17 protein-coding genes are annotated in these 19367 nt (G+C 42.1%); 11 read left to right on the top strand and 6 right to left on the bottom strand.

All coding sequences use genetic code 11. The features are described from left to right. Positions 1-62 precede the first annotated feature (62 nt). The 9 genes from AAEY98_RS06710 to AAEY98_RS06670 all read left to right on the top strand — a co-directional run bounded on the left by AAEY98_RS06710 (position 63) and on the right by AAEY98_RS06670 (position 11565). A complete protein-coding gene (locus tag AAEY98_RS06710) occupies positions 63-1244 on the top strand; it encodes an acetyl-CoA C-acyltransferase (protein ID WP_101087179.1) in 1182 nt (393 codons plus the stop codon). Between the two features lie 89 nt (positions 1245-1333). Then, the gene (locus AAEY98_RS06705; RefSeq protein WP_101087180.1) at positions 1334-3004 is read left to right on the top strand and encodes an AMP-binding protein; all 1671 of its coding nucleotides are present in this window, start codon (positions 1334-1336) and stop codon (positions 3002-3004) included. A 54-nt stretch (positions 3005-3058) separates the two neighbouring features. Continuing rightward, complete coding sequence (locus tag AAEY98_RS06700) at positions 3059-4123, top strand: patatin-like phospholipase family protein (RefSeq protein WP_351015804.1); 1065 nt, start codon at positions 3059-3061, stop codon at positions 4121-4123. 84 nt (positions 4124-4207) lie between these two features. Beyond that, entirely contained in the window at positions 4208-5206 is a 999-nt protein-coding gene (locus AAEY98_RS06695; protein WP_351015801.1) for an NADP-dependent oxidoreductase, read from the top strand. Between the two features lie 213 nt (positions 5207-5419). Then, a complete protein-coding gene (locus AAEY98_RS06690; RefSeq protein ID WP_351015798.1) occupies positions 5420-7534 on the top strand; it encodes a molybdopterin-dependent oxidoreductase in 2115 nt (704 codons plus the stop codon). Positions 7535-7607: 73 nt separating this feature from the next. Next, positions 7608-8441 (top strand): AAA family ATPase, encoded by an 834-nt coding sequence (locus AAEY98_RS06685; protein WP_101087184.1) that lies wholly within the window; start codon positions 7608-7610, stop codon positions 8439-8441. 6 nt (positions 8442-8447) lie between these two features. Next, complete coding sequence (locus tag AAEY98_RS06680; protein ID WP_101087185.1) at positions 8448-9620, top strand: vWA domain-containing protein; 1173 nt, start codon at positions 8448-8450, stop codon at positions 9618-9620. 142 nt (positions 9621-9762) lie between these two features. Further along, positions 9763-10671, top strand: coding sequence for a haloalkane dehalogenase (locus AAEY98_RS06675; RefSeq protein ID WP_351015795.1), 909 nt, complete (start codon positions 9763-9765; stop codon positions 10669-10671). 102 nt (positions 10672-10773) lie between these two features. Beyond that, the gene (locus AAEY98_RS06670) at positions 10774-11565 is read left to right on the top strand and encodes an SGNH/GDSL hydrolase family protein (RefSeq protein WP_351015792.1); all 792 of its coding nucleotides are present in this window, start codon (positions 10774-10776) and stop codon (positions 11563-11565) included. A gap of 615 nt (positions 11566-12180) precedes the next feature. Here AAEY98_RS06670 and AAEY98_RS06665 read toward each other — a convergent pair. Both AAEY98_RS06665 and AAEY98_RS06660 read right to left on the bottom strand, forming a co-directional pair. Then, positions 12181-12519 carry a cytosolic protein gene (locus AAEY98_RS06665; RefSeq protein ID WP_351015788.1) on the bottom strand — a complete coding sequence of 113 codons (339 nt, stop codon included), beginning with the start codon at positions 12517-12519 and terminating at the stop codon, positions 12181-12183. An 897-nt stretch (positions 12520-13416) separates the two neighbouring features. Then, positions 13417-13536 (bottom strand): site-specific integrase, encoded by a 120-nt coding sequence (locus AAEY98_RS06660; protein ID WP_351015785.1) that lies wholly within the window; start codon positions 13534-13536, stop codon positions 13417-13419. Between the two features lie 166 nt (positions 13537-13702). Here AAEY98_RS06660 and AAEY98_RS06655 point away from each other — a divergent pair, with 166 nt between their 5' ends. Together AAEY98_RS06655 and AAEY98_RS06650 are read left to right on the top strand one after the other, a co-directional pair. After that, positions 13703-14671, top strand: coding sequence for a hypothetical protein (locus tag AAEY98_RS06655; RefSeq protein ID WP_351015782.1), 969 nt, complete (start codon positions 13703-13705; stop codon positions 14669-14671). Positions 14672-14787: 116 nt separating this feature from the next. After that, positions 14788-15036 (top strand): hypothetical protein, encoded by a 249-nt coding sequence (locus tag AAEY98_RS06650; RefSeq protein WP_351015779.1) that lies wholly within the window; start codon positions 14788-14790, stop codon positions 15034-15036. Between the two features lie 711 nt (positions 15037-15747). On the opposite strand, the gene AAEY98_RS06645 is transcribed toward AAEY98_RS06650, so the two are convergent. From AAEY98_RS06645 to AAEY98_RS06630, 4 genes are all read right to left on the bottom strand, one after another. After that, the gene (locus AAEY98_RS06645) at positions 15748-16845 is read right to left on the bottom strand and encodes a PQQ-dependent sugar dehydrogenase (protein ID WP_351015776.1); all 1098 of its coding nucleotides are present in this window, start codon (positions 16843-16845) and stop codon (positions 15748-15750) included. 72 nt (positions 16846-16917) lie between these two features. Next, on the bottom strand, positions 16918-17703 hold the full coding sequence (locus AAEY98_RS06640) for an alpha/beta fold hydrolase (RefSeq protein WP_182743429.1): 786 nt from the start codon (positions 17701-17703) through the stop codon (positions 16918-16920). 90 nt (positions 17704-17793) lie between these two features. Continuing rightward, positions 17794-18648, bottom strand: coding sequence for a crotonase/enoyl-CoA hydratase family protein (locus AAEY98_RS06635; RefSeq protein ID WP_351015773.1), 855 nt, complete (start codon positions 18646-18648; stop codon positions 17794-17796). A gap of 10 nt (positions 18649-18658) precedes the next feature. Beyond that, entirely contained in the window at positions 18659-19351 is a 693-nt protein-coding gene (locus AAEY98_RS06630; RefSeq protein WP_011637505.1) for a crotonase/enoyl-CoA hydratase family protein, read from the bottom strand. Between the last annotated feature and the right edge of the window lie 16 nt (positions 19352-19367).

Below are 19367 nucleotides of genomic sequence, written 5' to 3'. Positions count from 1 at the left end.
TAGCTCAACCTCAAAACCTGATTAAATACATGTCTTAGAAGACATATAAACAAGGAATTATTATGAGAGAAGCCGTCATTGTATCTGTAGCGAGAACCCCCATTGGTAAGGCGTACCGCGGTGCGTTTAATGATTTATCTGCTCCAACATTAGCTGCAGTTGCTGTTAATGCAGCCGTTGAGCGTGCGGGTATTGACCCAAATGAAATTGAAGATTGTATTTTTGGTGCTGCACTAACTCAAGGTAACCAAGGGATGAACTTTGGTCGTCAAGTGGCAATGGCGGCAAAACTGCCTGTGTCTGTGCCAGGTATGACTGTCGACCGTCAATGTTCATCAGGGTTAATGTCTATTGCTATCGCTGCCAATTATATTGTTTGTGATGGCGCCAACGTGGTAGTTGCTGGCGGTTGTGACTCAATCAGCTTGGTTCAAAACGATAAAATGAACATGCACCGAGCGGTCGACCCAAGTGTTAAAGCTTATCGTCCAGCGATTTATATGCCGATGCTTGATACCGCCGAAGTGGTTGCTAATCGTTATGGCATCTCGCGTGAAGCACAAGATGCTTATGCATTAATCTCGCAACAACGCACTGCTGATGCACAAGCTGCAGGTAAATTTGATGACGAAATTGTGCCTGTTACGTGTACAAAATTGGTGATGGATAAAGCCAGCAGTGATATCACTAAAGAACAAGTCACCTTAACTCAAGATGAAGGTAATCGTCCTTCAACCAATATTGAAGGCTTAGCGGGTTTAAAAGCGGTAAAAGATAACGGCTCAATTACTGGCGGTAACGCATCGCAACTGTCTGACGGTGCTGCCGCTGTTGTGGTAATGGAACGAGAACTCGCTGAGCAACGCGGTCTTAAGCCGTTAGGTGTTTACCGAGGCATGGTGGTTGTAGGTTGTGAGCCAGATGAAATGGGCATAGGTCCAATTTTTGCCATTCCTAAGTTGCTTGAACGTCATAGTTTGAATATTGATGACATTGGTTTGTGGGAAATCAATGAAGCGTTTGCGGTTCAGGTCATTTACTGTGCAGAAAAATTGGGCATTCCATATGATCGTTTAAACGTCGACGGGGGCGCAATTTCTATTGGTCATCCTTATGGCATGAGCGGTACTCGTATGGTGATGCACGCGTTAATTGAAGGTAAACGTCGTGGTGTTAAATACGTCGTGATCAGCATGTGTATTGGTGGCGGTCAAGGTGCTGCAGGTTTATTTGAAGTGTTGTAAAGCTGGGTGTAGGTTAAAAATAACAATAATAATAACAGCAGCCGGTAATGTAGGCTGCTGATAATTTTGTAATAATTGGGGATAGTATTATGGAAAGGATTTGGTTAGAAAAGAGTTATCCGCCTGGGGTTGAGTTTGAAATCGATCCAGATAAATACAACTCATTGGCAGATTTGTTTTTAAAATATACCAAGTTATATGCCACGAATACGGCATTTATCAACATGGATGTTAGCATTACTTATACGCAGCTTGCCCAGCAAGCAACTGACTTTGCAACCTATTTACAGCAAGACTTAGGTTTAGTGAAAGGCGATAAGTTTGCCATCATGATCCCCAATACACTGCAATATCCGATCGCATTATTTGGTGCACTTATTGCGGGATTAACCGTAGTGAATGTCAATCCACTCTATACCGCCCGTGAGTTAGAACATCAATTAAAAGACTCAGGCACGAAAGGCATATTAATTTTAGAAAACTTTGCTCATGTATTACAGGCCGTCATTGATAAAACCGATGTTAAACATGTTATCACCACTGGGGTGGGTGACCGATTAGGTCTTATTAAAGGCGCATTAGTCAACGGCGCTATTAAGCACGTGAAGAAATTGGTGCCAGCGTTCGATTTACCCAATGCGGTTAAATTTAATGACGCCATGGCAAAAGGCAGTAAAAAAACCTTTATACCAGTTGACGTTATCGGTTCTGACTTAGCCTTTTTGCAATATACTGGCGGCACTACAGGTCCATCAAAAGGCGCCATGCTAACTCATCGTAATATGGTTGCTAACCTTGAACAGTCAAATGCGGTTACCAAAAACGTCTATGAAATTGGTAAAGAGCTGATTATTACCGCATTACCGCTTTATCATATCTACGCGTTAACTTCTAATTGCTTAGCCTTTTTACCTTTTGGCGGCACCAACTTATTAATCACCAATCCAAGAGACATGGCCGGCTTTGTCAAAGAACTGGCTAAATATCGCTTTACTGTGATTACAGGTGTAAACACCTTGTTTAACGGATTATTGAATACTCCAGGATTTGATCAACTCGATTTCAGTGCATTAAAGATGGGCTTTGGTGGCGGAATGTCAGTTCAGCGACCAGTTGCAGAACATTGGGAGCGAGTCACTAAAAGCCGTTTACTTGAAGGCTATGGTTTAACGGAATGTGCACCTTTAGTGACAATGAGTCCTTATAACCAAAAAAGCTATAATGGCTCGATTGGTTTACCGGCATCATCAACCGATATTCGTTTAGTCGGTGCAGATGGTGAAGATGTGGCATTAGGTGAACCAGGTGAGATGTGGGTTAAAGGCCCACAAGTGATGAAGGGATATTACAATCGCCAAAAAGCCACTGACGAAGTGTTAATCGACGGCTGGTTAGCCACCGGTGACATTGCCACCATGGACGAGAATGGTTTCTTTAAAATTGTGGATCGCAAAAAAGACATGATTAACGTGTCTGGTTTTAACGTGTTCCCTAACGAAATTGAAGAAGTAATTGTGTCGCACGAAGGGGTATTGGAAGCTGCCGCTGTGGGTGTGTCTTGCGACATTACTGGCGAGCGCGTCAAAGTGTACATTGTGCGTAAGGACCCAACATTAACAGAACAAGATATTTTTGATCACTGCAATAAAATGCTCACTAACTATAAACGCCCTAAAATCATTGAGTTTATGAATGAATTGCCTAAAAGCAATGTCGGTAAAGTATTGCGTAAAGATCTTCGTAATCAGTCACAAGCGTAAAATAACAAGAGCTGCTGTCGGCATGTATTGCGACAGTCCAATAATAAGAGTCATATGTTAGAAATATACGCTGGTGAAACGGCTTTAAAATCGATACAACAACAGGGTTTTTCTCCAGATTTATTCAGTTCTTTCCTTGGTGCAAGTGGTGGACCTAAATGGTTCACCTTGCTGGGATTAGACAAATACCTTTTTGGGGAATTCTTTAAAGGCAGACAACAACCTTTAAACCTGATTGGTTCAAGTGCCGGTGCATTTCGCGCCGCGTGCTTTGCCCAAAATGACCCGGTTGCGGCGATAGAACGCTTAGCCAAAAATTACAGTGAAACCGTTTATTCTAATGACACTAAACCGCAACCGGATGAAATTACAGCTAAAGCAGTTGAATTACTCGATGAATTATTTGGTGATAGCGGTGCAGATGAGATTATCAATAACACAGTCTTTAAAGCCCATTTTATTGTGGCTAAATGCAAAGGACTGGTTGCGTCAGAAAATAAACTGCTGCAAGGGGCTGGCTTATTCAACAGTTTTGTCAGAAATTCCATCAGCAGACCTCTGCTTAACAGTCAGTACGAACGCTACATCTTTCAACATTGTCAAAGCGATTTAAGCATTTATGATCCTGACAATATCGCCACAACGTCTATGGCATTAAGCCAGCGTAATATTAAAGCAGCGCTATTAGCGTCTGGCTCGATTCCTATGGTGATGCAAGGCATAAAAGACATTGCAGATTGCCCTCAAGGTATGTATCGAGATGGTGGAATTATTGACTATCATTTTGATTTTAATATTCAAAATGAAGGCTTAACTCTCTATCCACATTTCAGCTCGACATTAAAGCCGGGTTGGTTTGATAAAAACCTGTCTCGCAAAGTGCGTTTACAACACTACGACAAAACTGTGCTCCTGTGTCCATCCACTGAATTTGTCGCATCACTGCCGTTTAGCAAAATCCCCGACCGTAGTGATTTTGTCGAAATGAAACCGACGCAGCGCTTAGAGTATTGGCAGCAAGTGTTTGTGGAAAGTGAAAAGCTAGCCGAGCATTTTAAGCATTTTTATCAACAGCAAAATATTCACAGCATTAAAAGTATTGAGCAGTTACTGGCTTAACGGCAATAAGATTTCATTTTTGGATATCAATTAAAAACGCGTCATTACTATGTTGACGTTAACTCATTAAAAAAGGATTTGAACATGACCACATACAAAGCAATTAACTTAATCGCCCGTCCAACCGGTGGCCCAGTCGGTCCTGAATTATTCGAAGTGGTCCATAAAGACATGCCGAAAGTGGCACAAGGGCAATTTTTGGTAAAACAGAATCATATGTCACTGGATCCTGCCATGTTTGGTTGGATGAGCGCAGACACCGAAAGCTATATTCCACCAGTTGAGTTAGGTGATGTGATGCGCAGCTCAGGCATTGGTGAAATTGTTGAAAGCAATCACCCTGATTTTAACGTGGGCGACCGCGTAATGGGCATGATGGGCTGGCAAGAATACTTTTTAAGTAATGGTGCAGGGTTAAATAAAGTCACCGCGCCATTACCAGACGAAGCTATTTTATCGGTATTCGCCTTACCGGGCTTAACAGCAACACAGGGACTTTTCAACGTAGGTAAACCACAAAAAGGTGAAACTATTGTGGTTTCTGGCGCGGCAGGTTCTGTTGGCTCTATTGTGGGGCAGCTTGCTAAAGCAGACGGACTAAGAGTGATTGGCGTTGTCGGCAGTGACGAAAAAGCAGATTGGATCGTAAATGAGCTTGGTTTTGACGGCGCAGTTAATTACAAAACCGATGATATTGCAGCAAAGCTTGCCGAGTTAACCCCAGATGGCGTTGATGTGTATTTTGAAAATACTGGCGGCCCAATTCAACATCATGTGTTTGCCAGAATGAACGCCCATGGGCGTATTGTGGTATGCGGCATGATTGCGGATTACCCGAAAGCAGTGCCTGATTTAGGTCCTAATTGGATCCAAGTGATTAAAAAGCGCTTGATTATCCAAGGTTTCACCATGCCTGATCATTTCGGTGATGTGCCTGCATTACTTGAAAAATTAACCCCTTATGTGATGAAAGGGCAAATTAAGCATCGTGCCCACGTATTAAATGGACTCGAGTCTGCAATGACTGGCTTGAATTTGTTTTTCACTGGTAAAAACAAAGGCAAGTTAATCGTCAAACTGTAAGTGTTATGGCTATCAGCAATCGATAAGCCTTAGTTATTAATGGGGCATAACGGAGCTTAGCAACCACATAACCTCGCCAAATAAAGCCTAATAGCACCGTCAGCATTGTGTTATTAGGTGTGTTATTAGGTGCGTTATTAGCTGAGTTATTAGGTGAGTTAACGTTGGCGTTTCAGTTACATTTACATTCATTTTCCAAGTCAGGCGATATATATGAGCGACATAAAAACCCATTATAGAAATTGCAATATTTGTGAAGCCATGTGTGGCTTGGAAATAAAATATCAAGACAAACAAATTTTGTCGATCAAAGGCGATCAGCTCGATCCCTTTAGCCAAGGTTACAACTGCCCTAAAGCATTGGCGCTGGAAGATTTTTATACAGATAAAGATCGCTTAAAAACCCCAATCAAACGTACCGATTCAGGTTGGCAAGCCATTAGTTGGGATGACGCATTTAGTGAAATCACCGCTAAGTTTAAAAGTATTCAACAGCAACATGGCAACAATGCTTTAGCGGTGTATTTAGGTAATCCTAACGCCCACAGCTTAGGCAATGCATTAGTGCTTAAACCTTTTATGAAGTCACTAGGTACGGTCAATCGCTTTAGCTCAGCTTCGGCTGATCAATTACCTCATCATGTTGCGTCTAACTTTATGTTTGGTGCAGGCATGTTAATTCCGGTTCCTGATATTGATAGAACTGACTTTATGTTGATCATTGGCGCAAATCCGGTGGTATCGAACGGCAGCATGATGACCGCGCCAAACGTCATTGGGCGAATGAAAGCGATTCAAAAGCGTGGCGGAAAAATTGTTGTGGTCGATCCGCGCAAAACCCGCACCGCTAACATTGCTGACCAGCACTTATTTATTCGACCTGAAAAAGATGCCCTGTTGTTACTGGCATTAATTCACTGTGTGTTTGCCAATGATAAGGTCAATTTACGCCATTTAGAGAACATGGTTGAAGGATTGGACGATGTAGCTAAGCTTGCCAAAGGCTATTCGCCAGAAGCGGTAGCAGAGTTTGTCGGTATTGATGCCGCTAGTATTCGTACGCTTGCAGATGACATGACGGCGGCCGAATCTGCGGTCTGTTATAGCCGCATGGGCGCCTCGACTCAAACGTTCGGTGGCTTATGTTTATGGCTCACCAATGTACTCAATATTATTACTGGCAACTTTGACCGTGCCGGTGGGGCGATGTTTCCACAACCTGCGTTTGATTTATTACGTAATCATAAACGAGGCCATAAAAGCTCATTTGGTCAGCATCACACTCGTGTTCGTCAATTGCCATTCTTTAATGGCGAATTCCCGGTGGCAACCTTAGCAGAAGAAATACAAACCGAGGGTGAAGGGCAGATTAAAAGCCTCATTACCGTCGCGGGCAATCCTGTATTGTCAGCGCCCAGTGGTCATCAATTGGCACAAGCCTTTGCTGGGCTTGAATACATGGTGTCGGTAGATATCTATTTAAATGAAACTACCAAATACGCAGACATTATTTTACCGGGCACTACAGGAGTCGAGAATTCCCACTTTGATATTTTCTTTAATTCATTTTCGGTGCGAAACACGGTGAAATACTCAGCACCATTATTTGAAAAACTGCCAGAACAACGCAGCGATTGGCAAATTCTAAAAGAGATTTCAGCCAGAATGCTAAACCTGCCTGCCGATGACCCAATGCAAAAAGTCACCCCAGAGATGATACTGGACATGGAACTCAAAAATGGTCCGTATGGTGAACAAGGCATCAGCTTGCAAAAGTTAATAGACAATCCGCATGGTATCGACCTTGGCCCGTTAATGCCCTGTATTGAACAACGCATTAAAACCGCAGACGGTAAGGTTAATTTATTCCCACAAGTGTACCTTGGTGACTTACCACGTTTAGACGCGATGATGACACCAACTGCACGCGACAAGGCTTATCCATTTGATTTAATCGGTCGTCGTTTAGTGAAAAGTCATAACACCTGGACACAAAACTCCGAGCGCTTAACTAAAGGTAAAAATCCTTGCACTTTAGAAGTGCATTCTGAAGATGCTAAACAGCTTGGGATAACACTGGGGCAAATCGTGTCTGTTCGTTCAGCCGTTGGCCAAATTGAAATCGAAGTGGTTATTACTGACGATATTCAACAAGGTGTTGTGAGTATGCCGCAAGGGTGGGGCCATAATCAGCAAGGCACTAACATGTCAGTGGCATCTGCGCAGCCAGGCGTGAGCATTAATGATTTAACGGATGCCGCTAGAGTTGATATGCTAACAGGAAATGCAGCATTCAATGGCACGCCGGTTGCCATTAACGTGGCTTAAAGCCAGATATATGCCCAAACAAATACATGAAAAAGCTTGCTACGGCAAAATGACATAAATGAAAAGGTTGACCATGTTTAAAAGTACACAGAACTACATTGCCTCAAACGAGCTTACTTTAGCGGTAAATGCCGCTATTGCTTTAGAGAAACCGTTATTAATTAAGGGCGAACCGGGCACGGGTAAAACCCAGTTAGCAGAAGAACTTGCTCGTTCTCTTAATTGTAAACTGTATCAATGGCACATTAAGTCGACCACCAAGGCGCAACAAGGTTTATACGAATATGATGCTGTGTCCCGTCTACGTGACAGTCAGTTAGGTGATGCGCGTGTACACGACATCGGTAATTACATCGTTAAAGGTAAGCTATGGCATGCGTTTGAAGAAGAACAAAGACCGATATTGCTGATTGATGAAATTGATAAAGCGGACATCGAGTTTCCTAACGACTTGCTACAAGAACTCGATAAAATGGAGTTTTATGTGTACGAAACTCAACAGGTTATCAAAGCTAAACAACGTCCCATTATCATCATTACCTCTAACAACGAAAAAGAGCTACCAGATGCGTTTTTAAGACGGTGCTTTTTCCATTACATTAAATTTCCCACCAAAGATGAAATGGCAAAAATTATCGACGTGCATCATCCTAATGTTAAGCAAGACTTGTTACAGCAAGCATTAGAGGTGTTTTTCGATTTACGAGATGTCAACGGTATTAAGAAAAAACCCTCAACATCTGAATTGATCGATTGGCTTAAGTTATTAATATCGGATGATATTTCTCAAAGCACTTTGTTAAATAAACAATCAGACATCATTCCTTTGTTTGGCGCATTGCTTAAAAATGAACAAGACGTTTCATTGATTGAAAAGCTTGCTTTTATGAGCCGCAGAAACAGGTAGTGCATCGTGTTTATTGATTTTTTTCTGATCCTAAAAAAGCACAAAGTGCCTTGTAGCTTACGTGAGCTATTAGATTTGATTGCGTTACTAAAAGCTGGGGTGGTGTTTGCCGATGTGGAAGAGTTTTATAACCTTGCCAAAATTGTCATGGTTAAAGATGAAATCCACTACGACAAGTACGATAACGCCTTTGCTGAGTATTTTAAAGGCATCGAAAGTATTGATGTATTTGATAAAATTCTGCCCGAAGATTGGCTAAGAAAGGAGTTTGAAAAGCACCTTTCTCAAGAAGAAAAAGACAAGCTTAAATCTTTAGGCGGGCTTGAAGCATTAATGAAGGCGTTAAAAGAACGTCTAGAAGAACAGAAAAAACGTCATGCAGGCGGCAATAAATGGGTTGGTACAGGCGGCACATCTCCGTTTGGTGCTTATGGCTATAACCCTGAAGGGATTAGAGTCGGCCAAGATAAAAACCGTAATAACAGTGCCGTGAAAGTGTGGGATAAGCGCGAGTTTAAAAACTTCGACCAAGACCGTGAACTGGGTACTCGAAATATTAAATTGGCCCTTAAAAAACTCAGAAAATTTGCCCGCACTGGGGCCAGTGAAAAACTGGATATTAATACCACTATCAGTTCAACTGCCAAGAACGGCGGAATGTTAGATGTTCACATGGAACCGGAACGTCACAATGCCGTTAAAGTGTTGATGTTTTTCGATATTGGCGGCTCAATGGATGATTATATTCATACATGTGAAGAGCTTTTTTCTGCGGCGCACAGTGAGTTTAAGCATTTAAAATTCTTTTATTTTCATAACTGTGTGTACGAAAATCTCTGGCAAGATAATAACCGCCGCTTTGATAAAGTGATTAATTTAGAAGAGATCATCAGAACATTTGGTGCCGATTATAAAGTCATTTTTGTCGGTGATGCGACTATGGGGCCTTACGAGATTATCGCTAAAGGCGGCAGTGTTGAACATTGGAATGAAAAGCCCGGCATTGAATACATGAATCGATTGCTGGGGCATTTCAATAAAGTGGCATGGCTTAATCCACAACCGGAAAATCGCTGGCCAATACATCATTCTATTTCCATTATTCAACAGTTGCTGAACAATAAAATGTATCCGTTAACGGTTGATGGAATAGGACGGGCGATTAAGGATCTGAGTTAATGTCAGTTCGTTGCGTGCAATAAACTGACGCCGTGACGTCAACATTCAAGGTTCAGTGACAGTCAGCAATGTGGCTTATTTAGCGCGAGGTTACATTACTCAGACAATATTGATAGAAAACACAATAAGGAAGGGAATTAATATGGATTTTTTACGTACCGACGACAGTTGTTTCGCCAATTTACCTGATTACCATTTTACTGCGAATTACTTAACCGTTGATGACACTGAGGGTGGTGAACTGAGAGTCCATTATCTTGATGAAGGCCCTAAGGATGCCGCACCAATATTGTTATTACATGGTGAGCCGACCTGGGGCTTTTTGTACCGCAAAATGATCCCCATTCTTGTTAAAGCCGGTCATCGTGTTATTGCTCCTGATCTTATTGGTTTTGGTCGCTCAGATAAACCGACAAACCGTAACGACTATACTTATCAACGTCATGTCGATTGGATTAAATCACTGATGCTGCAACTTAATCTCACTAACATTACCTTGGTTTGTCAGGATTGGGGCGGATTAATTGGTTTACGTTTAGCCGCCGAAGAAAGCGAGCGATTTGCACGGGTTGTTTGTGCCAACACCATGTTACCCACTGGTGACCATGAGCCAGGTGAAGCATTTAAAAAATGGCGTCAGTTCTCACAAGACGTTGAGATATTCCCAACGGGCAACTTAATTAACAGCGCTTGTGTATCGACTTTACGTGCTGAGGTTATTGCTGCGTACGATGCGCCGTTTCCAGATGAGCGCTACAAAGAGGGCGCGCGTCAATTCCCGTTATTAGTGCCAATAACGCCTGACGATCCTGCTGCAGATAAAAACCGCGCCGCGTGGAAAGTATTGTGCCAATGGCAAAAGCCATTTTTAACCGCGTTTAGCGATTCAGATCCGATTACTGCGGGTGGTGATGCCTTGATGCAAAAACTCATTCCAGGAACAAAAGGGCAAAAGCACACCACTATCGTCGCTGCAGGGCACTTTTTGCAAGAGGACAAAGGTGAAATATTAGCCGACGTTGTAGTGAACTTTATTGCTGATAATCGTTAAGGGTCTATTTTGCATTAATGATTAAGCCGTGCTGAGTGACAATATTAGGATTCGTTTAATAGTGAATAAAGGATAACCATGCTGTATCAAGGAGTGTCACTCATGTTAGCCCCGTTGTTGGTGTTTCAGGGGCTTAAGGTTCGCCGCACTACGCCAAGATTACCGGAACCCGAGGGCGAGCGTGTCGGGCAAACTGGGCCCAATCCTGCGTTGAGTTTGCTTATTTTGGGCGACTCAGCCGCTGCAGGAGTGGGAGTTACAATTCAACAGCATGCATTATTGGGACAGGTTATTGAGCTATTAAGTCCTCAACTCGAGTTTAGTTATGGCTTATTTGCTAAAACAGGTTCGACAACATATACCACTTTACAAGCCTTACAACAGCAGATTGATAACGCACATCCCATACTCGGGCAAACGCATTATGATGTCATCGTGACATCGTTAGGGGTGAATGACATTACCTCATCAATCAGTTGCGAGAAGTGGTTGCTGCAACAAAAAACGTTATTTGAACTGATTACAAAGCGATACAGACCCAAATTGATATTGGTCACAGCGTTACCGCCTTTGGGGCTATTTCCTGCATTGCCACATCCACTTCGTTGGAGTTTAGGCCAGCGAGCAAATCAATTTAATCGCCAATTACAGCAATTACTTATTAAATTAAATCAACAAGTCGACCAATCCACAAGTTTCAGATTAATTAAATTACCATTAGAAAACCCACAACCTGATATCACTATGCTGGAGTTTATGCGCCAAGTGATGGCTACCGATGGGTTTCACCCAGGAGCACCGATTTATAATGCATGGGCAAATTTGGTTGTTGAGCAAATAGTTGGTGGTATTTGTGCTTCAACATGTGTTTCACACAAGGCCTGCGGCCACTAACGTCGTGGCGCTTCACCCACACCAGACAAAGAAGAAACCAACGGCTGTTCCCTCTTTACTCTTTATAAAAGAATTGGCCCAGCCGCACCGCAACATTTTCTCTATTTACAAAACAACAGCTGCGAAAAGATCGCCATGGGATTTATCTAGCTTTGAACTTCGTTTGTAGACTGCTTTGGCCCATCTTGTAATAAGAAGTGAAAATACTAACGCTTCCGATGGGAATCTGATGTGAATGGATTCACGAATGTCGTGATGGCAAGGTCAATGATGTTCCCGACATCATAATGACATTCCCCATATCCATATGGGTCAGATGCCAAAGAACGACCTGTACCGCGAAAGCTAAGCTCACATCTGATAGGCAGGATGCCTGAATGCCTTGTAGCACATGGTCAATGATGTTCCCTACATCCTAATGACATTTCCAATATCCTTATCGGTCAGATGTGCGAGAAAGGCCATGTGAGCTTCACGCATTCTTGTATAAAGAGTCTTCAACGACTTCAAGTTCTGAGTTGAATCACACCAATTGCGAGCAAAGTATGCAAATTATTTATGCCCCATTCCTTGCTAGGGATGCCAATTCGCCGATTTCAACTTACTGAATAATTTTCAGTCTATTCGGGTAATAAAGGTTTGCTCGTCATCCACAAAAGCTACAAAGCCGCCGTAATAGATAAATACCCGACCATGCCCCTCAACTAAGCAGGCAAGCTGTGGGTCCAAATCTTCTTCGTTACCCTGTCTTTGATATGTACCTATATCGGTGATTACGCCGCTGAGAGTAGGCAAATATCTATAAGTTCGCTTTGCCTGATCAACCAGGTTCAATTCGCTGGCGGTAGAGAAGCAAGAGGGTATCGTACCGGCTTCTTCGATAAACATAGTTTTCAGTTCTTCAAAACCTGTGATAACTAGCCAGTCGATGCCGTTAACATGATGGATAAACATTGAGTTTCTCGGTAATTCTGATGCGGAGATTTTAACATTATCAGGGCAGAACATAGTAGAGATTTAGTAATTCTGTGCAATTTACGGTCATTCACTAGGCCACCTTGAAACACGTCTTTGCCCCAAACCTTGTTTAAGATATGGCCTGCGGCCACTAACGTCGTGGCGCTTCGCCCACACCAGACCAAAAGGAAACCAACGGCTGCTCCCTCTTGGATCACCCAGCCACCCCGCAACATTTTCTGAAAAGCGAAAAGGTCGCCATGGGGTTAAATTTAACTTTGACCTGCATTTGCAGACTGCTTTGGCCTTATTCGAAAATACTAACGCTTTCGATGGTACATCCTGTACCGCGAAAGCTAAGCTCACATCTGATAGGCAGGATGCCTGAATGCCTTGTAGCACATGGATGTGCGAGAAAGGCCATGTGAGCTTCACGCTATTTTCTTCAACGTCCTCAAGTTCAGAGTTGAATGACGCCAATTGCAAGCAAGGTATGCAAATCATTTATGCCCCAAAGTTACTTAGAACCAAAGCCCTATTTAAAAATGGTTCCCTTCGTTTTACATACAAAATTTAATTGATAATACTCTTTTACAGAAACCATTTTTTATTTGCTAGATTGCATAACCTAATGAGCTGGTTTTATATACAGGTATAAATAGATTTAGCTTAATTAAAATCAAACAACTCGTTAGGTAGGCCTAAAGTTGTAATGCAAATTTATTTAGAAAAGTATAATTGATTGATAATGTTGCAAATAAATTTAATCGTTTGTTTTTTAAACGACATTAATTCGCAATCTATCAGTGAGTCAGGTTTACCGTCTTTACCAGGAAAAACATGCCGGGGATGACGATGAGTTTGCCAATAATACCGCAGCGCTAACAATGTGCGTTATGGTAAGGGTACAAGCCTATCCTTGCCGCCTTTGGTGTCATGAATATGCACCAGCATCAACGCAGAATCGATATCGCCAACCTGCAATGAAATTGCTTCACCGAGACGCAATCCCATGCTGCACATGGTTAAATCACACTTGATATCGCAGCTTATGGGTGAGGCTAATGACGATTGAGACTTCGGCAGGGGTTAGAATATCCGGTAGGCGTTTGACCTGCGGTGGCTTAACAAGCCTCAGCCACTCCCAGTGCTGGTTAAGAACATATCGATAGAAAAACAGATGCCTGTTGATCAACTGATTATGACTATGTACAACTCTCCCTCCGAGAATACTTACAAACACTTTAAAATGGTTAATTCCCATATTAAGAATGGAATTGTTCAAGTAGGACAGGTGGTATTGCTATCTCCAGCAGATGCTCAAGAATGCACAATTGAGGAAGCTGAATTTTTAAATGTCGCTAAAGCAGTTGATTTAACTTTATTAAAATTGAGTAACTCTGAAAAGCAATTGCTAGTAAATAGATATGAGTTTTTCTCAAATATTACTAGTTATAACGGCTTATTGATAGGCGTAAGTAATACCGCGTGGAATGCTCATACAGCCCAAGTTAAATCTATTTTGAAAGATATAGAGCGAACCTATGTTACTAGTTATAAATCAAATGGTAACCTACATAATAAGAATTTTTTCACCCAACGTAAAATACAATTTGCTAGATTGGATGCAGCATTAAGTCGTTTTGGACAACCAAGTTTAGGTGGAAAACTTGTGGCTGGTGATATCCGTAGTAATTTGGGACTAAGCAGTAAAAGCATCATTCAACAGTGGAATAAGCAGCCTGCAAATGCCACAACTGTACCCAACTTTCATAAGAACTATGCAGCAGTAGCTGAAATGTCACGTAATTTGAAACGTGTAGGCTATTTAGGAATTATGCTAACAGGTGTTGATGCAGTATCTAACATTCAAAAAGCTTGTACCGTTGGTGATGATTCTCAATGTAGTAAATCGAAATATACCCAAACAGGGAAGGCTGCTGGTAGTATTGGTGGTGGGGCTTTGGGTGGGTTAGTTGCTTATGGCGGCTGTAACATTATATTTGGTGCACCAAGTGCAGGAACCAGCCTCTTTTGGTGTTCTTTAGTCGTTGGTGCTGGTACTGGTTTTGTCGGTGGGAAGTATGGGGGCTCTGGAGGAGAGTATTTAGGTGAAGAGATCTATAAATCAAAGAGTATAATTCGTTGATATTCAGCAATTTAAGTTTGACAACTCAAATGTCACTCATCTTGTTTTGTGCAGGAATATGCCTACTTATTACTAGTGTATTACTTATTTTTTTTATAAAAAACAAATGGCTACCCATGGTTGAGGATATTATTGATGATAACTACTATTCGTTTTCATTGAATATATTCTCAGCAACTTTAGGTGTTTCACGTTACGGACTGATATTTCAATTTTATTGGCAGGCAAAACGTTGTGATAGATTAAAGCAAAGAGATAAAGTACCTAAAGAAGTCCAAAAGTTATTTATTGCAAGTAATGTTATACAATTACTTAGTTTTATAGTCTTTTTTAGCGGCATTGTTATTATTAATATTTATAAATAATTTAACCTATCATCTCTAACGTTGTTGCAACTAATCGGGTAGCCGGAGGTATTTAGCCTCCAGTCCCCACACTACCCTGCATGCGGCTCCGCACACGTCTAAATGGATTTAGGAGGTGAGAGCGGTTCATTTATAACGTCTAGCTAAGCTTTCTGGTTAGCTTCTTGTTTCAAGAGTGAATTGCGATCCATCTTTTAGTGAACATAAACTCACTTTCTTAAGCTAATCATTAGCAATGATAATGTGAACCGTAAATTTTAGAGCCTAAGATCTAACCGATTTCAGTCCATAAATGAGTCAGAAGACATTATTGGGAATGGATAAATTCAACTCTGAACTTGAGGCCGTTGAAGAAAATAGCGTGAGCCTGACAGGACGTCAGGCTAGCTTTCGCGGTACAGGATGTACCATCGAAAGCGTTAGCATTTTCGAGTAAGGCCGAGGCCGATTACAAACGAGATTCAAAGATGGATCAATTCCCATGGCGACCTTTTCGCAGTTCTTGTTTTGTAAATAGCGAAAATGTTGCGGGGCGGCTGGGAGTTCCAAGAGGGAACAGCCGTTGGTTTCCACTTGGTCTGGTGTGGGCGAAGCGCCACGACGTTAGTGGCCGCAGGCCATATCTTAAATACACTTTTGTCCAAGAGTGAGTTTGATAGTGATCAAACTGTATCCCAGTCGTACAGCTAAAGCTTAACGCTTGGCTTTTTATTACTTGGTATAACTAATCCGATACACAGCATTGGCAAAGTCATCAGATACCAAGATAGAGCCATCTACCAGGGTCATCACATCAACAGGTCGGCCCCAGCTTTGTTCGCCTTCAAGCCAACCCGTGGCAAACGGCTTATAATCAATCACCTTATTCCCCTCAAGTGCCACCTGCATAATGCGATAACCCACTTTGTTAGTGCGGTTCCACGAGCCGTGCTGGGCAATTAAGATTGATTGTTTATAAGTAGCAGGGAATTGACTACCTTGATAAAACTCCATGCCTAATGCAGCAACATGAGCACCTAAGGTTAATACCGGAGGCGTGTTGAGTTTGGCGATTTTGGGGTTAGTAAAATCTGTATCGGCAATATCTGTGTTGTGAATATAAGGAAAACCAAAGTGTTGCCCAGTTTGAGTGACTCGATTAAGCTCATCATCGGGTAAATCATCGCCCATCATGTCGCGGCCATTATCGGTAAACCATAACTCACCTGTTTGTGGGTGAAAATCAAATCCGACACTGTTGCGTACACCTTGAGCGACGATAGTGGTTTGTTTTGTTTCAAGATCTAATTGTAAAATACTGGCAAAGGGAAGCTCACTTTCACACACATTACAAGGCGCGCCGACGGGAATGTACAGCTTTCCATCTGGGCCAAAAGCGATAAATTTCCAGCCGTGATGGGATTTGTTAGGCAGCTTGTCGTACACCAATTCTGGTTTAGGAATCGTGGGTAATGATTGTTCAATATCAGGATAACGCCAGATTTTATCGACTTCAGCGACATACAAACTGCCATTATGGTAAGCAAGACCGGATGGCATAAACAAATCCGTTGCGATAATGATTTTCTTATCGACTTTGAAGTCATTATCACTGTCTATCAGGGCATAAACATTACCTGCTTTGCGACTGCCTACAAAAACAGTTCCGTTGTCACCAAGCGCCATCTGGCGCGCATTTTCAACATTTTCAGCATACACATCAATGGTAAACCCTGCTGGTAATTGGATGTTATTTAACGGCAGTGCATAGACTGAATAAGATAAGCCCAAAAGCGCGAGGGTAGATAGCAAACTGATTGGTTTAATCATATTGGGCCTCTTAAAATAGATTGTTTATCTGTTTGAGTTATTTGAGTTAGTTGCCAAGTGTAATGGTAATTATCACCAGTCTTTAATGATCTGTTTGACCATATTGGCGGTGTTTTCTGGTTGTTCTAATGGAAACATGTGTCCGCCATTGGGTAGCGTCATTAACTCGATGTCGTTCAGTTTTGCAAACCGAACAAAATGTTTAATCGGGAATATCTGAGTCTTTTCACCGTAAATCAGTTTTGCTGGCACGGTCAGTTTGTTTTTGTATTTAACAAGGTTGGTCGGTAAATGCCTAAAGATGTCGGCTTCGACGGCAGGAGAGAAGCTGAGCTCTAAACGTTTATTGCGTAGCACCACACTTGATGATGCATAGTCTTGTAAGCAACGAGAATCAAAGTTTTTAAACAATGTTTTCTGTGAAAAATAATCAACTAAGTTAGTGTTTTCTGGCCAGTGATTTTGGCGTGTGTTGGCTTTTCCTGCTGGAGAAAGCTTATCAATATAAGGTGTTCGCTTAATAAAACTCAGCAAATGTGAGAATGCGCCGGTGACGACAGGTGGATCGAGCATCACTAAACCTCGAAAAAGCTCAGGATGTTGGCAAGCAGCGATAAACGATATAACACCGCCGAATGAATGCCCAACACAAATGACTTTTTCATCTTGCTTCTTAATAAATTCAACAAGTTCAGTAACAAGGTGTTGCCAGTTATTGTGTATTGGATACAGAACATTATGGCCAAATTGATTGTGGGCAACGGTACGGTAGTCGTTATCAAACTCTTGTAGAAATGTTTTATAGCTGCCAGCGGGGAAGCCATTGGCATGCACTAGGTTTATCAAAGGTTTTGTCATAGTTCACTCTAAAGGGTTAGCGCTATTAATGATTAAATTAATTCAGTCATGAGCTAAGTTAATTGGCAATAACGCTGGTTTACCCAATGCTTAGAATATTTTTAATGGGTCAATTTGCGTTAACTCTTCAAATTCAGGCGCACGATTTTGCGCTTTCGCTTTAAAGATTTCCATCATGTCGTTTTGAGGTTGGAACATGCCGCTTTGCCATACCGACATGTAATGTAAACTGTCGGCGACACTGTGGTCGCGGGCATAGTTAATCATCTCTTTACTGCCGGTAACGGCTAAAGGCGAGCGGGCGGCAATATCTGCAGCAATGCCTAATACAGCAGTTAACATTGATGCTTGGTCTTCATATACATGATTAACTAATCCGGCTGCTTTGGCTTCAGCCGCAGGCATTCTTCGGCCTGTGTAGGCTAACTCTTTCACTAATCCGATTGAAATCAATTTAGGTAAACGCTGCAAGGTCCCTACATCAGCGGTCATGCCGAGTTTGGTTTCTTCGATGCTAAAAAAAGCGTCGCTGGTGCAATAACGGCAATCTGCCGCGGTGACCATATCGACAGCACCACCAATACAGCCACCTTGAATGGCCATGAGTACAGGCATACGGGCTGTTTCAAGCACATTAAAGCAATCTTGCAATTTGAGGACTAAACGGCGTAAGTGGTCGTGTTTACGACCTAATTCGATATTATCGTCGCTGTTGCTTGCATTGAATACGGCTAGGTCCATACCAGCACTAAAATGCTTGCCTGTAGACGAGATAACAATCGCGCGAGCCGCAGATTGATTATTAATCTCGTGTATTACGCTTGGAAACTCATGCCAAAAATCGACGTTCATTGAATTTAATGCGTCAGGTCGATTGAGGATGATGTGGGCCACTTTATCGTTAATGTCGACAGAGAGCGTTTGGTAGGTCTTTTGCGATATCATATTTATATCCTTATAAATTCAATGTAATAAGCTTATCTTGTTCTATTGCTGCATCCAAAGAGGCAAGAATAGACTGACGCTCCTTTAACTTGGTTCCCAAATGCGCAGGCATGTTCAGTGTTTGCATGTGTTTAGCCACGGCATGTGCAGTGTCCATGAGTTGTTCTGGCTCAACCACTTGATCAAGAAAACCTGCCAATACCGCTTGTTCTGGTGCAAATAATTCAGCATTGATTACCGCCCGCGACAGGTAGTTTTGCGGTATACGATTACGCGCGATTTCAATGCCAGCCTGATGCATTGTCATCCCAATAGCCACTTCGTTTAGGCCAATTTTAAATGGCCCTGTGCTGCCAATACGGTAGTCACAGCTGAGTAGTAAAAATGCACCTTTAGCAATGGCATGGCCTGAACAGGCACCAATAATCGGTGTTGGGAATGACAGCATTCTGCGAGCTAACGTTGAGCCCGCAGTGACCAAAGCAATTGCAGCTTGTGAACTTTGCTTCATGGTTTTAAGATCGTAACCGCCAGATAAAATACCAGGTTGGCCAGTTAATATGACAACCGCATTTTGTTGTTCTGCGTGGTCTAATGCACTGTTAATTTGAGCGATGACTTCAGGCGATATTGCATTCACTTTGCCATTGTTCAGGGTAATAACATGCACATTGTTTTCGATTACTACGGTGATCAATTCCATTTTTTACCTTTTTTAT

The sequence above is a fragment of the Shewanella sp. AC91-MNA-CIBAN-0169 genome (genome assembly GCF_040310165.1).
GTDB lineage: Bacteria > Pseudomonadota > Gammaproteobacteria > Enterobacterales > Shewanellaceae > Shewanella.
This window is presented reverse-complemented; position numbering and strand designations above follow the sequence as displayed.